The 13,968-nt window shown below is 29.1% G+C and carries 17 protein-coding genes; 4 read left to right on the top strand and 13 right to left on the bottom strand.

Features of this window, described 5'->3' with window-relative positions:
* The first annotated feature begins 1 nt into the window (after position 1).
* Both CAMP5118_RS00585 and CAMP5118_RS00580 read left to right on the top strand, forming a co-directional pair.
* A complete protein-coding gene (locus CAMP5118_RS00585) occupies positions 2 to 445 on the top strand; it encodes a GatB/YqeY domain-containing protein (RefSeq protein ID WP_337216337.1) in 444 nt (147 codons plus the stop codon).
* Complete coding sequence (locus CAMP5118_RS00580; RefSeq protein ID WP_337216336.1) at positions 442 to 1,095, top strand: DNA/RNA non-specific endonuclease; 654 nt, start codon at positions 442 to 444, stop codon at positions 1,093 to 1,095. The genes CAMP5118_RS00585 and CAMP5118_RS00580 overlap by 4 nt, the downstream gene beginning before the upstream one ends.
* A gap of 31 nt (positions 1,096 to 1,126) precedes the next feature.
* Here CAMP5118_RS00580 and dnaK read toward each other — a convergent pair whose 3' ends face one another.
* The 3 genes from dnaK to CAMP5118_RS00565 are packed head-to-tail and all read right to left on the bottom strand — an operon-like array spanning position 1,127 to position 4,300.
* Positions 1,127 to 2,989: a molecular chaperone DnaK gene (gene dnaK / locus CAMP5118_RS00575; protein ID WP_039641669.1), complete on the bottom strand. Its 1,863-nt coding sequence runs from the start codon at positions 2,987 to 2,989 to the stop codon at positions 1,127 to 1,129.
* A 22-nt stretch (positions 2,990 to 3,011) separates the two neighbouring features.
* Complete coding sequence (grpE, locus tag CAMP5118_RS00570) at positions 3,012 to 3,521, bottom strand: nucleotide exchange factor GrpE (protein ID WP_263708155.1); 510 nt, start codon at positions 3,519 to 3,521, stop codon at positions 3,012 to 3,014.
* Complete coding sequence (locus tag CAMP5118_RS00565) at positions 3,518 to 4,300, bottom strand: HrcA family transcriptional regulator (RefSeq protein ID WP_337214465.1); 783 nt, start codon at positions 4,298 to 4,300, stop codon at positions 3,518 to 3,520. The genes grpE and CAMP5118_RS00565 overlap by 4 nt, the downstream gene beginning before the upstream one ends.
* 238 nt (positions 4,301 to 4,538) lie before the next feature.
* Between CAMP5118_RS00565 and CAMP5118_RS00560 the strand changes: the two genes are divergently transcribed.
* Entirely contained in the window at positions 4,539 to 4,670 is a 132-nt protein-coding gene (locus CAMP5118_RS00560; RefSeq protein WP_256374638.1) for a hypothetical protein, read from the top strand.
* Here the strand turns inward: CAMP5118_RS00560 and CAMP5118_RS00555 are convergent.
* The 5 genes from CAMP5118_RS00555 to CAMP5118_RS00535 are packed head-to-tail and all read right to left on the bottom strand — an operon-like array spanning position 4,659 to position 9,123.
* A complete protein-coding gene (locus CAMP5118_RS00555) occupies positions 4,659 to 5,288 on the bottom strand; it encodes a hypothetical protein (RefSeq protein WP_263663188.1) in 630 nt (209 codons plus the stop codon). The two genes, CAMP5118_RS00560 and CAMP5118_RS00555, sit on opposite strands and share 12 nt — an antisense overlap.
* Positions 5,285 to 5,521 (bottom strand): hypothetical protein, encoded by a 237-nt coding sequence (locus tag CAMP5118_RS00550; RefSeq protein ID WP_263663187.1) that lies wholly within the window; start codon positions 5,519 to 5,521, stop codon positions 5,285 to 5,287. The genes CAMP5118_RS00555 and CAMP5118_RS00550 overlap by 4 nt, the downstream gene beginning before the upstream one ends.
* On the bottom strand, positions 5,505 to 6,557 hold the full coding sequence (locus tag CAMP5118_RS00545; protein WP_263663186.1) for a DHH family phosphoesterase: 1,053 nt from the start codon (positions 6,555 to 6,557) through the stop codon (positions 5,505 to 5,507). The genes CAMP5118_RS00550 and CAMP5118_RS00545 overlap by 17 nt, the downstream gene beginning before the upstream one ends.
* Before the next feature lie 9 nt (positions 6,558 to 6,566).
* The gene (gene flhA, locus CAMP5118_RS00540; RefSeq protein WP_263678690.1) at positions 6,567 to 8,726 is read right to left on the bottom strand and encodes a flagellar biosynthesis protein FlhA; all 2,160 of its coding nucleotides are present in this window, start codon (positions 8,724 to 8,726) and stop codon (positions 6,567 to 6,569) included.
* The gene (locus tag CAMP5118_RS00535; protein ID WP_263663184.1) at positions 8,719 to 9,123 is read right to left on the bottom strand and encodes an Rrf2 family transcriptional regulator; all 405 of its coding nucleotides are present in this window, start codon (positions 9,121 to 9,123) and stop codon (positions 8,719 to 8,721) included. Before CAMP5118_RS00535 ends, flhA begins: the two co-directional genes overlap by 8 nt.
* Positions 9,124 to 9,298: 175 nt before the next feature.
* Here CAMP5118_RS00535 and rpsO point away from each other — a divergent pair, with 175 nt between their 5' ends.
* On the top strand, positions 9,299 to 9,571 hold the full coding sequence (gene rpsO / locus CAMP5118_RS00530; protein ID WP_012661650.1) for a 30S ribosomal protein S15: 273 nt from the start codon (positions 9,299 to 9,301) through the stop codon (positions 9,569 to 9,571).
* Positions 9,572 to 9,760: 189 nt separating this feature from the next.
* Here the strand turns inward: rpsO and CAMP5118_RS00525 are convergent, their stop codons facing one another.
* From CAMP5118_RS00525 to ilvC, 5 genes are read right to left on the bottom strand one after another with little or no spacing between them, the layout of a single operon-like run.
* On the bottom strand, positions 9,761 to 10,654 hold the full coding sequence (locus tag CAMP5118_RS00525; protein WP_263682144.1) for an RsmB/NOP family class I SAM-dependent RNA methyltransferase: 894 nt from the start codon (positions 10,652 to 10,654) through the stop codon (positions 9,761 to 9,763).
* Positions 10,641 to 11,027, bottom strand: coding sequence for a Holliday junction resolvase RuvX (ruvX, locus tag CAMP5118_RS00520; RefSeq protein WP_337216335.1), 387 nt, complete (start codon positions 11,025 to 11,027; stop codon positions 10,641 to 10,643). The genes CAMP5118_RS00525 and ruvX overlap by 14 nt, the downstream gene beginning before the upstream one ends.
* The gene (locus CAMP5118_RS00515) at positions 11,024 to 11,791 is read right to left on the bottom strand and encodes a DNA-processing protein DprA (protein ID WP_337216334.1); all 768 of its coding nucleotides are present in this window, start codon (positions 11,789 to 11,791) and stop codon (positions 11,024 to 11,026) included. The genes ruvX and CAMP5118_RS00515 overlap by 4 nt, the downstream gene beginning before the upstream one ends.
* Positions 11,778 to 12,845 carry a divergent polysaccharide deacetylase family protein gene (locus CAMP5118_RS00510; protein ID WP_337216333.1) on the bottom strand — a complete coding sequence of 356 codons (1,068 nt, stop codon included), beginning with the start codon at positions 12,843 to 12,845 and terminating at the stop codon, positions 11,778 to 11,780. The genes CAMP5118_RS00515 and CAMP5118_RS00510 overlap by 14 nt, the downstream gene beginning before the upstream one ends.
* A gap of 1 nt (position 12,846) precedes the next feature.
* Positions 12,847 to 13,869, bottom strand: a complete 1,023-nt coding sequence (ilvC, locus tag CAMP5118_RS00505) for a ketol-acid reductoisomerase (protein WP_337214471.1) — start codon at positions 13,867 to 13,869, stop codon at positions 12,847 to 12,849.
* Positions 13,870 to 13,968: the final 99 nt, after the last annotated feature.

The following is a 13,968-nucleotide window of genomic DNA, read 5'->3' as shown; positions in this document are numbered from 1 at the left end:
AATGAGTTTAAAAGAACAAATTTTAGAAGATATTAAAGAAGCTATGCGGAATAAAGATGATTTTAAAAGAAACACTTTAAGAACGCTTAATGCTAGCTTTAAACAAATAGAAGTTGATGAAAGAATCACACTTAATGATGAAAGAATATATAAAATCATTGCAAGCGAGATTAAAAAACGAAATGAAGCAGCTTTGGCTTTTTCTAAAGGATCTAGAGAAGATTTAGCACAAAAAGAACTCCAAGAAGTAGCTATTTTAAGTGCTTATTTACCAAAACAACTTAACGATGAGGAATTAGAAAGTGAGCTAAAAAAACTTATAGATAAATTACAAATTAACTCTTTAAAAGAACAAGGTATTTTAATGAAAGAAGCTAAAGCAGCTTTTGGCGCAAGCGTTGATGGTAAAAGACTTAATGAAATGGTAAGAAAGCTTTTAGCATGAAAAAAGTTTTAGCACTTTGCGCCTTAGCTTTAAGCTCTTTTGCTTATACTCAATATGAATTACATCCTAGCTTTAAAGCTTATTTTAAAGACTGCTCTTTATTGATGGATAAATATTATTATATTAATTGTTATGATTATAATTATAAAGGCACTAAGGCTATTGCTTATAAATTAGAAGCTAAAATTTTAAATCAAGGACACATCAAAAAACGCCCAAGATTTCAAGAAGATACCAATATACCTAAAAAATACAGAACTTATTGGGAGGATTATCTAAGAAGTGGTTATACAAGAGGACATGTCGTGCCAAATCAATCCATGAATGCAACCCCGCAAGCCCAACTTAGCACTTTTTTAATGAGCAATATCACTCCGCAAAAAAAAGATATTAATGCAGAAATTTGGAATGAAATCGAACAAAGAGAAAGATATTTAGCAAAGAAAAATAAAGAATTAGAAGTCTTAAATTTAGTACTTTATGATGATAAGCCAAAACGCATTAAAAACAACATAGCCATTCCTAGTTTTTATGTCAAAATTCTTAAAGCTAAAAATTTCACTGAATGCTATAAAGTGCCAAATAATGATAATTTTGCAAGATTTGATAGAAATTATTTTAAGGAAGATTGTAAAAAATATATTGATTAAACTAGAAGCAACAAGGCTTCTAGTTTAGTTTTTACTCAACTTCAGCATCGATTACATCATCGTCTTTTTTCTTTTGAGCGTTTGGTTCTTCTTTTTTATACATATTTTCTGCTAATTTATGAGAAACTTCACTTAAAGCTTTCATTTTGCTTTCAATTTCTTCTTTAGAAGCATTAGCATTTTTCAATGTCTCTTTTAACTCATCTAAGGCTTTTTGAATATTTGCTTTATCATCATCACCTACTTTATCTCCAAGCTCACTTAAAGATTTCTCTACTTGATGCACTAAGCTATCAGCAGCATTTCTAGCTTCTACTGCTTCTTTGCGTTTTCTATCTTCTTCTTTGTGAAGCTCTGCATCTTTTACCATGTTGTTGATTTCTTCTTCACTTAGTCCGCTTGAGCCTGTGATTTTAATCTCTTGAGCTTTACCTGTAGCTTTATCTTTTGCACTAACTGTTAAAATACCATTTGCATCAATATCAAAAGTTACTTCAATTTGTGGCATACCGCGAGGCGCTGGTGGAATTCCTTCAAGATTGAAATTTCCTAAAGATTTATTATCACGGCTAAATTCTCTCTCACCTTGTAAAACATTGATAGTAACTGCGCTTTGATTATCTTCAGCAGTTGAGAAAACTTGTTCTTTTTTAGTTGGTATAGTTGTACCTTTTTCAATGATTTTAGTCATCACACCACCTAAAGTTTCAATACCCAAAGAAAGCGGAGTAACATCAAGCAATAATACATCTTTAACATCACCTTTAATAACCGCACCTTGAATTGCCGCACCTATTGCAACAACTTCATCAGGATTTACTGATTTATTAAGCTCTTTTCCAAAGGCTTTTTTAACTTCTTCTTGTACCAGTGGAACACGGGTAGAACCACCCACCATAACGATTTCTTTTACTTCATTTTTGTCAAGCCCTGCATCTTTTACTACTTCGTTAATTTTACTAATAGTTTCAGCAACTAAGCCATCAATCATACTTTCAAATTTAGCTCTTGTTAGAGTTTTAGTTAAGTGTTTTGGACCACTTGCATCAGCTGTGATAAATGGTAAATTAATATTAGTTTCATTAGCTGAACTTAATTCTTTTTTAGCATTTTCAGCTGCTTCTTTTAATCTTTGTAAAGCCATTACATCGTTTTTAAGATCAATACCTGTTTCATCTTTAAACTCATTTGCTAAAAAGTCGATTAATTTATTATCAAAATCATCACCACCTAAAAATGCATTACCACCAGTTGCTAAAACTTCTACAACATTATCACCTGTTTCAAGCACAGTAACATCAAATGTACCACCACCTAAATCATAAACTACAATTTTTTCACTTTCTTTTTTATCAAGTCCATAAGCCAAAGCTGCTGCAGTTGGTTCGTTGATAATTCTTAATACATTCAATCCTGCAATTTGCCCTGCTTCTTTTGTAGCTTTTCTTTGTGCATCATTAAAATACGCAGGAACAGTAATAACCGCATCTTCTACTTTTTCACCTAAGAAAGCCTCCGCATCTTCTTTTAATTTCATTAAAACTTTTGCTGAAATTTCTTGTGGAGTATAAATTTTACCTGCTATTTCAATCGCACAAGCCCCATTTCTCTCTGTGATATGATAAGGTAAGCGATTTTTAGCTTCTTTTGCTGCTTCTTCATTGATCATTAAACCCATAATTCTTTTTATAGAATAAATAGTTTTTTCAGGATTAGTCACAGCTTGACGCTTAGCGCTATCTCCAACTAAAACTTCACCTTTATCTGTAAAAGCAACTACTGAAGGAGTAGTATTTTTACCTTCTTTATTTGGGATAACTTTACTCTCGCCTCTTTCATATACACTCACACAAGAATTTGTTGTACCTAAATCTATACCTATAACTTTTGCCATTTTTTATCCTTTTTATTAAATTTTATTTTGCAACACTAACTTTTGCTGATCTAATCACTCTATCATTCATCATATAGCCCTTTTGTAAAAGCTGAACGATATGATTGCTTTCATGATCAGCACTTTCAACATGAAACATCGCTTCATGTAAATTTGGATCAAACTCACCATTTGCTTCTATTACCTTAACCATATGTTTTTCAAGTTTTTTCAAAAGCAAATCTAAAGTGTTTTGAACCCCTTCTTTGATTTTTAAACTTAATTCATCATTGGCTTCTACATTAATAGCCGCCTCTAATGCATCAACTACATCAAGCAAATCTTTAGCAAAACTTTCATTTGCATAAATTGTTGCTGCAATTTTTTCTTTTTCCATTCTTTTTTTGATATTTTCAAATTCAGCATTTGCTCTTAAATAAGTATCTTTTAACTCATTATACTCTGCTTGAAGTTTTTCTAATTCATTGTTTTGACTTTCTGAATTTTCCACTGTTTCTTCTTGCATTTGCTCATTTTGCTTTTCTTCGCTCACGCAGCCTCCTTTATAATATTTAACATTGTTTTAAAATCAGAATACACACTACCGGCAAAAACCATATTAGATTCTTTACCTAAAAATGTACTCTTAAGCTTTAACCCCATAAAACCCTCTTCAAATAAAGGATCAAATTGCAATTTATCGTTAAAATAAAATCCAATTTGAGGAGATAAAAGCTTAGCAAATTCATCATTTTGATAAATTTGATAAGCTTTACTCTCATTATATCTATAATAAACCATAGCATCTTTTAACATGGCAATTTTCTCTGACAACTCTTTAAACTCAACCCTAAAAGCTAAATTTTCAATACTTTTTAGATCAAGTCCTATAAGTCTTTGTAAGAAAATTAAACTATCTTGACTAAATCTTAAAACCAACTCATTTTGTCCAAAATCAAGTATGATAAATTTATCATTAACCTTAGTAATATCTTGTAAAATAAGCTCATCACCACCATAAACTAAGGTATAAATTTCAAACTTATCAAGTAAAAACTCTAGCAAAGCAAGATCGTTAATCACAATCTCATCTTCGCAAAGTTGTTCATACCAATAAGCCTTCATAGCAGTAAAAGTTGGTATGCGACCACTGCTAATGTGAAGTTGTGTTAATACACCCTCATCACTTAATTTTTTAAAATAAACTCTTATAGTAGAAGCAGGTATGCTAACTTTATGATTTAACTCATTAGAACCCACAGGATTATTACCCTCTAGATAGGTCTCAATGATGGTTTTTAAAATTAAATCTTTTTTACTATAAGACTTCACTATAAAACCTTAGTTTTTAATTTAGCACTCAATGTTTTTAAGTGATAAAATAATTATACAACTTTAGTATAATAATGTCAAGTTATTTTTAAATAAAAATATTTAAAATTATTTAGTCTATATAACTAAAGTTTATTTAGTTATTTATATATAATATATAAAAATTTATTTTTCAGTTTTTTTAAAAGAAAAGATAATATAATTGCATCTAGCAATATTTTTTAAAAGGTTTATAATAATGAAAAATCTTACTTTAAGAGAAAAGCAAGATCTAGAAGCTTATGTGTTTTCTAATATAGAAAGAAAAAAAATGGCTTTAAGTAGAATTTTAAAATTATATTATTTAAGATTTTTTAGATTAGTTTTTTAATTTATATTTTTTCATACCCTCTTTTGTGAAAGATAAGTCTTTAAAATCAGGAGATGAGATTAACTCCATACAAGTTTTATCTAAATTTTCCATTCCGCTTATTTGCATACTAGATTGCAAATTTTCATCTAAATATAAATCAAAAACTACACAAGCTTGATTATTAACCTTGTAAAGAATTTTTCCACCTTTTTTCTCATCTAGTTTATACGCTTGTAATTTATCATTTTTACTCATTTTTTTAATTTCGTTTGCAAAAGATTGATGTAAGGTATAATAAATCATAAAATCACGCATTATGTTTTTAATATCAGTAATTTCTTTTCTTAGTTTTGATAAATCTTTAGCGTATAAACTTATAAATTGCGTATTTAAGTACTCATTTAGACTTTTTTCGTTTAAATTTTCACATAATGGATAAATTTTAACCACAAAAACCTTATCTTTAGCAAGTACTATATCCACACAAGCTTGTTTGTTTTGTTTGTATTCTAAAAATAAAGCTTGACTTGAGCTTAAATTTAGCGTGTTTTGTTTATTGTAAGCAAAATCACTTAAATCTTCATAGATATTTGCATAAGAAAAAATTCCCGCAAAAAACAATAATAAAATTTTCATTCAAATAAATCTTTATGATGATTTTTTAAGTACTCTACTACTTCTAAGATCTCATCAACTCCTTCTTTTTGAGTATTTTGACAAACCTCATCAATACAATCAATATAAGCCTCAATTGCTTTTTCTAATTTTGCTCTTTTTACCCCAGCAAACAAGAGCATTGCCTCTAAAACTATGCTTAATTCATATTGTAAATTTTCTATTTCTTCTTTAAAATCATGATTTGTTTTCATTATTTTCCTTTAATTCTTTGCTTTTAATCAAATCCGCAAATTGTGCTTTTATAAAATCATAGTTAGAGCTATCTTTATACGCAGCGAACAATCCACCGCTAGCATTTTTATGCCCTCCTCCATTGACCAAACTCTTAGCCATCAAACTCACATCGATTTTATTATTTGCTCTAAAACTTAAGGTTTTTCTTGAACTAAGATCAACGAAAAAATCAAAATCAGGATTTTGCATTAAAAAATCATTTCCAATTACGGAAGTATTGCCTATATTTGAAGTTAATAAACCTTTACTTCCTTTATAAAATACACTAAATTTTTCTTTATTTGCACTTAGTTTTTCTACTACGAATTTAGAAATTAAATTACTTAAAGTATCATCATTTTCTTTTTTGAAAAAAGATTTTTTTAAGCCATGCAAATCATCATCTAAATTAATATGAGCATTTTTTTGATGAATGTATTTTCTACAAACATCAAAAAGATAAAAAAGATATTTGATATTTTCTTGTGCAAACATTACTCTATTGATTTCTTTTGCTCCAGAAACCATACCAAGCAGTACTTTTCCAAGTTCAAAATTCTCATCTTCACTCAACCAAATATCTACTGCATTTACCACATCTACAAATTCTGACAAAGCCTTATTTTCGCCATAACATTTACTAAAAAAATCATAAACAATCTTAGTAGCACATCTTTTATCATCTAAAAAATACCAAGGATATTTTTGCATACATTCTAAGCCACTTTGATGATGATCCAAAAGTAAAAGTTTGATTTTTTTACCTTCTATAGCTTTTTGAAAATCTTCACATTGACTTAAAGTTAAATTTAAATCCGTGATTAAAATCACAAATTCTTCATTAGGATTTTGCTTTAAATCTTCCTCTATATTTTTAAAAATCACATTAAAATTTTCATTAATCTCTTTACCATAATTAGAATTATAAAAATAACAATTCTTAAAATAAAAATCTAGCACATACTGACAAGCATAGCCATCTAAATCTGTATGTGAAAGATGATAAATTTTCATATTTTTCCTTTATAAATTATCAACTTTTATGATACCTTCTGTTTCAAATTTGGTATTTTCTGCAATCTCAGCAAAACTTAAAACCGTAATATTAATACCAAAATTAGAACAAATATCAGCAATAAATTTTCTAAGTTGTGGCTCAACACAAAGCAAGAAAGGTTTAATTCTTGTATTTGCTACACTTGCAAGTTCAGCTTTTAAAGCTTCTACTAAAGCGCCGGTTTGAGCTACATTTATCATTAAATGATACGAACCATCTTTAAACTGCACATGCTCCATTAATTTTGCAGCAGCAGCAGCATCAAAAATATAAAAGCTAATTTGCCCTTTTTCATCCACATATAAATTTGTAATTGCTCTTGCTAAAGAAGCTCTTACATGCTCAATAATCATATCCAAACTCTTACTTACTTCAGCTATATCACTAATTGATTCTAAAATTGTAAGCATATCTTTAATAGGAATATGCTCTTTAAGTAAAGCTTTTAAAACTTTTTGAATCAAACCTATACTAGCAACTCTTAAACAATCATCTACTACGATAGGATAATCATTTTTGATTTTATCTAATAAATTTTGAACCTCTTGTTTAGTTAAAAGTTCTGAAGCATTGGCTTTTATAAGCTCGCTCATATGGGTTGAAATCACACTTGCTGGATCAATTACAATATAACCATTTAGCGTTGCCTCATCTTTTAAAGATGATTCTATCCATAAAGCATCAGAATTAAAAGCAGGTTCTTTAGTAGCTATACCTTCGATAGGTTCAGTTATAAAACCACTATCCATAGCCAGATATTTATCTGGATAAATTTCAGCACTAGCTATACCCACACCTTTGAGCTTGAAAGTATATTCATTAGGCTTTAATTGTAAATTATCTCTAATTCTAATTTTTGGCATTAAAAAACCTAAACTTTGAGCTATATTGCGTCTTGTTGATCTAATACGCTCTGTTAATTCACTTTCTGCTAATTTAATAAGTCCATAACCTAATTCTAATTCTAAAATTTCTAATTTTAAAATATCTGTGATTTTGTTTTCTTCTTCTTTTAAAATTTCTTCCTCGCTGCGTTTTTGAGGTTTAGCTTGCTCTTGCTCATCAGCTTCTTGAGATTTTTTAGCCGAAATTGTATTGATTTGAATTTTACCTTCTTGCACTTGTTTTATCATATAACCAAGACCCAAAAACACCAAAGCCATAAAACCCAAAGAAAAATGCGGTAAACCAGGTACTAAAGCAAAAATAAATAAAACAAAACCTACAATTAATAGTGTTTTGTATTCTCCTAAAAGCTGATTAATAGAACCTTCAGCAAAATTATCCTCATCTTTACTAGCACGCGTAATGATAATTGCAGTTGCTGTTGAAGTGATAAGCCCAGGAATTTGAGAAACAAGTCCATCACCTATTGTTAATATAGTATAAGTTGAAGCACATTCTCCAAGCTCCATATCATGCTGAAAATAACCTATCATAAACCCGCCAATTAAATTTACAATGGTGATAATAATCCCAGCAACAGCGTCCCCTTTTATAAATTTAGAAGAACCATCCATTGCTCCATAAAAATTTGCTTCGGCTATAATTTCTTGGCGTCTTGCGCGTGCAGTTTTTTCATCAATCAAACCTGCATTTAAATCCGCATCAATAGCCATCTGCTTACCTGGCATTGCATCAAGGGTAAATCTTGCTTGAACCTCAGAAACCCTTGTACTACCTTTGGTTACAACCATAAAATTAATCAAAACCAAAATACAAAAAACAACCATACCTATAACATAATTGCCACCAACAACAAATTCACCAAAACTTGCCACTATATCACTAACAGCTGCTGGACCTTGATGACCCTCACTCAAAATCATACGCGTTGTAGCAATATTAAGTGAAAGTCTAAAAAGTGTGATGATCAAAATCAACGTTGGAAAAGTTGTTAAATCCGTAGGCTTTGGTATATACAAAGAAATTAAAATAATTAAAACCGAAATGGCAATACTTAAAGCAAGAAAAAAGTCTAAAACTATACTTGGTAAAGGCACTATAATAATTGCTAAAATTGCAATAATTACAGCCACTATAGTTAAACTTTTTGCCTTTAAAATAGGTGCAACAAGCGGAGCAACCCAAGGCAATACTAAGCTAAAAATATCTCTTTTAGCCATTATTTTGAATAATATCCTCTAAGGTAATAGAAACTAAAAAATCATCTATCTTATTTTGAAGTTTCACTAAAACTGGCATAATTTTGCAATTATCCTCTTTTTGAGAAGGACAAATTCCATTACTACATTCAAAAACATTAATAGATTTTTTCTCTACGCTATTGATAATTTCTTTTAAAGTGTATTCACTTGGTTGCTTAATAAGCGCAAAACCACCCTTAGCTCCCTTGTAAGACTTCAAAAGTGCATCTTTAGCAAGAGCTTGTAAAATTTTTGCTAAAAAACTTTTAGGTATATCTAAGACATTTGACATAGTATCTACATCTTGTGGTTCTTGGGATTTTGCTATATGAATTAAAGATAATAAAGCATATTCGCTAGCTTTGGTAAATAACATTTGTTCCTTTCAAGTTATAAATAAAATATATTATTGGTTATTAATAAAAATTTTTATTATATCAAAAATAAGTATCGATAAATATTAAATTTCATATTTTTTAAATTTCAGCATTCTTTTTGGTTTTTTAGTTATAATTACACTTTTTATTTTAATACCGCTCAGGAGGTCTATTATGGCTTTAGATTCGGCTAAAAAAGCAGAAATAGTTGCAAAATTTGCTAGAAAAGAAGGAGATACAGGTTCTCCAGAAGTTCAAATCGCACTTTTAAGCGCAAGAATTTCAGATTTAACAGAACATTTAAAAATCTACAAAAAAGATTTTTCTTCTCGCTTAGGTCTTTTAAAGCTTGTTGGTCAAAGAAAAAGACTTTTATCTTATCTAAAAAGAAAAGATTATCAAGCTTATTCTAAATTAATTAGCGAATTAAACTTAAGAGATAAATAAGCTTCGTGCTTATTTATCTTTAATATATTTTTTATTACATTTATTTACTACTACTTTAATTTAAGTTTTCAAAATTTCATCGTTTTATTCACAAGAGTTTCACAGTGTGAATTTACCTTCTAAGCACCTAAAAATAGCACTTTAAGTTTTAAACTAAAAAATATTTTTCACATTTAATTTTATTGATTTTTAATATTTTTTCACTTTTGCTATAAAAAACCCATCTGCATAGTCATCTGGTAAAACTCTTTTAGCAAATGATAAATCAAATTCATCACTCTTTGCACATATAAAATCAACATTAACCAAATTAAAATCAAGCAATTCTAATTTAAAATTTTCATTTCTTAATGCATTTTCTAAAACTGCTTCATTTTCTTCTCTTAAAAATGTACAAGTGCTATATACTAATTCTCCGCCATGTTTTAAAGCTAATAATGCTGAATGCAAAAGCTTTTTTTGCAAATTTGCAATTTGCTTAATTTCTTTTGTATTTTTTTGGATTTCAAAACCCATTTTTGCAAAAGTTGAGCAAGGTGCATCAAGTAAAATTTTATCAAATTTCAAAGGACAAGCCTTGCCTATAGTACGTGCGTCTTTTAAGAAGCATTTTACAATTTTAACTTGATAATTTTCCATAGTTTTTTTTAAGGTAAAAAAACGTGTTTTAGATAATTCACAACTTGCTAAATAACCCTCATTTTGCATAAAATTAGCCAAATTTAAACTTTTTCCACCAGGAGCTGCACACATATCTAATACACTCTCACCAGCTTTAACATCCAAAGCTTTAGCACATAAATACGAAGAATAATTTTGTATATAAAACTTACCCTCATTAAAAGCTTTCATTGAGCTTAGTTTACTTTTGAAGATACTTGGAATTTTATAACAATTCAGATCAATTTTTTCAAATTCTATATTTTCATTATTTAAAATTTCTTCTAATTCATCATTATCAACAAGCAAGGAATTTCTAAAAATATTAATATATTTTTCTTGATTAAAACTTTGAAGGATTTGTTCTTTTTGCTCTTTTGTATAAATTTCATCTAAAGCTGTATTTAAATCAAGTAAGGCCATAAAAATCCTTTAAAAACAAATACGCAGCTAAAGAATCAAGTTTGCCATCTTTTTTCTTTAAATTCACCATGCCAAGTTCTTGTGCATTTTTAGAACTAAAACTCTCATCGACAAAAAAAACTTCTTTGTCAAAATCAAGTAAAGATATGAAATGTTCCACCCTTTTTCGCATTTCATCTTCACTAGATCCACCTAAAGGAATTCCTACTACTAAAGCATTTACATCATACTCTTTGATGTACTTTTTTACCTCATTTGCTGCTTGGTTACGGTTTTTTCTAATAATAGCTTCAAGTGGCATAGCTATACTTTTATTAACACACAAAGCAACACCAATACGCTTTAAGCCTATATCTAATGCTAAAGTTTTCATATGCAAGATCTTATTTTCACTCCAGATATTTCTACCAAACCCTCAAGTTCATACTCATAAACTCTATCGCCAAATTTTTTCAAAACTTTTTCTAAATCATCTTCATGTTTTAAAAAACTTAACAAATCATCTTCACTTTGCTCATAATGAAGCTCTCCAAACATTTTTACAAATTCATCAAAATCATGAATTAAATTTGCCTTTTTTGTAGCTAAAAGCAAATTTGTTCCTTCGCTTTCATTTTTCCTATGAGGTAATACATATATAGGTTTATTCATACATAAAGCAAGTCTTGCACTTTGCATAGAACCACTTTTTAAATCAGCTTGAGCTATTATAACAACCTCGCTTAAAGCAATAATAAGTCTATTTCTTAATAAAAAATCATAGGGCTTTGCCTTGTAATTTCCTTCATTTTCACTTAAGGCTAATGCATTTTCATAAATATTTAAAATTTCATTTGTGTTTGCTTTTGGATAAATCTCATCAAGCCCATTAGCAAATATAGCTATGGTTTGAGGGTAAGCTATTTTAGCTGCTTGGATATCAACCCCCAAAGCCCCGCCACTTACCACACAAACCTTAGCTTTTTTTAACAAAGTCACCAATTCAACAAGACAATTTTTGGTATAAACACTCATTTTTCTAGAACCTATAACAGCTACTTTTCTAGCATTTAAAAGCTCTAAATTGCCTTTATAATAAATCTTTGAAGGTGGATTTAAAAGATTTTTAAAATCCTCAATATTTTCAATAAATTTCATTTAAATACACAAGCTCAACTGATTTTAGCAATTCTTTACTTTGTACCAAAGCTTTAAAAGTCTTTTCTCTTGGATGACCAATAGCGATAGCAAAACCTTTCTTTTTTGCCTCTTCTACTGCTTGTTTGAGTTGATTTTTAATATATGTTATATCATCTTCATTATCCAAAAAAACATCTCTAGCTATATAAGGCTGATTAAACTGATTTGCTAAGTTTTTTGCTTTAGATTTTCCTATGGTTCTTGAATCAACAAAAATAAAATCGTTTTGTTTAAAAGCATTAAATAATTTTTCCATAGCCTGCTTATTTGCAGTAAATAAACTTCCTGTGTGGTTGTTAATAAATTTTGCTCTTGGAAATTGCTCTTTTACAAAAGCTACACGCTTGCTTATTTTTTGCATATCATCGCTAGGGTGTAAAGTATTTAATTCTGCCTTGTCATATTTTATAGCAGCAAGGGGCAAATGCACCATAAAAAAGTCAAAATCCTTTGCAAACTCAGCTGTATAAGGATGGCGTTTATCAGGCGGGAAAAAAGATGGGATTAATTTTAAATTTGTTTTTTTAAGCATATCTACATGAGTGTGACTTGCCATATCATCTATGATAATTGCTAAACGAGGTTTGGTATTTTTTTGTATTAGAATTTGAGTTTTATTATCCTCATTTTTATCTGATATATTTTGCTCTTCATTTTTTGATTCTTTGCTTGCATTTTGATCTATTACTTTTAAAATTGAAGTTTGATTATCTTCTTTAGTTTGATTTAACTCTGTATTTACAGGGTTTAAATTTAAAATTTCACTAATATTTTTATCTAAAAATTCTAAATTTTCATTTTCTAAAGTCAAATTTATATCATTAAAACTAAAATTATTTTCTTGCTCTTTTGTGGGTAGTAATGGTTCTTTTTTGTTTATTGTTTGATTGTAATCTAAACCTTTATTTTCTTCTTTTTTTAAAAACAAAGCTCCAAATGCAAAAAGAAAAATTCCAATTACAACAAGACAAAGTGCTAAAAGCACTTTGTATTTTTTATTTATAGTTTTCAAATTAGTTTTTATCTTTATCAACTAATTTTTTAGCACTAATCCAAGGCATCATAGCGCGAAGTTCGCGTCCTGTTTTTTCTATCAAAGAATCATTCATTAATTTACGCTCTGCATGCATTCTTGCAAAATTCGCTCTTCTTTCTAAGATAAAATCTTTAGCAAAACTTCCATTTTGTATATCTTTTAAAACACCTTTCATAGCCTCTTTAGTTTCTTTGGTAATAATCTTAGGCCCTGTGATATAATCTCCATATTCAGCAGTATTAGAAACAGAATATCTCATATCAGCAATACCACCTTGATAAATCAAATCTACAATTAATTTCATTTCATGCAAACACTCAAAATACGCCATTTCAGGCTCATACCCTGCTTCAACTAAGGTTTCAAAACCAGCTTGAATTAAAGCACTAAGTCCTCCACAAAGTACTGCTTGCTCACCAAATAAATCTGTTTCAGTTTCAGCTTTAAAAGTTGTTTCTATAATACCTGTTCTACCACCACCTATAGCACTAGCATAACTTAAAGCTAAATTTTTAGCATTTTTACTCTCATCTTGGTGGATAGCAATTAAACAAGGAGTACCCCCGCCTATACTAAATTCATGCCTTACAGTATGACCTGGAGCTTTAGGAGCTATCATAATCACATCTATACCTTTTGGAGCAACAATTTGTCCATAATGGATATTAAATCCATGTGCAAATGCTAGAGTTTTACCTGTTTTTAATTCAGGTTTAATTTCCTCATTAAAAATTTCACTTTGAATTTCATCAGGAGCTAAAATCATAATCAAATCTGCTTCTTTAGTAGCTTCTTTTACACTTTTTACTATAAAATTTGCTTTTTGAGCTTTTGCCCAACTTTGCCCACCCTCTTTTAAGCCTATGATAACATCTACACCACTATCTCTTAAATTCATAGCATGAGCATGACCTTGAGAGCCAAAACCTATAATAGCTACTTTTTTTGATTTTATTAAATTAATATCACAATCTTTATCATAATAAATTGATACAGCCATTATGCACTCCTAAAATTAAAATTAGAGCAAAGATTATAACTAAAAAATATAAATTTAATCCTTTTATGATAAAATTTAAGTTTTGAAAAATTACTATAA

It is taken from the genome of Campylobacter sp. LMG 7929, from assembly GCF_024723595.1.
Classification (GTDB): domain Bacteria; phylum Campylobacterota; class Campylobacteria; order Campylobacterales; family Campylobacteraceae; genus Campylobacter_D.
The sequence above is the reverse complement of the archived record's forward strand: the minus strand, read 5'-3'. Positions and strand labels throughout refer to the sequence as shown.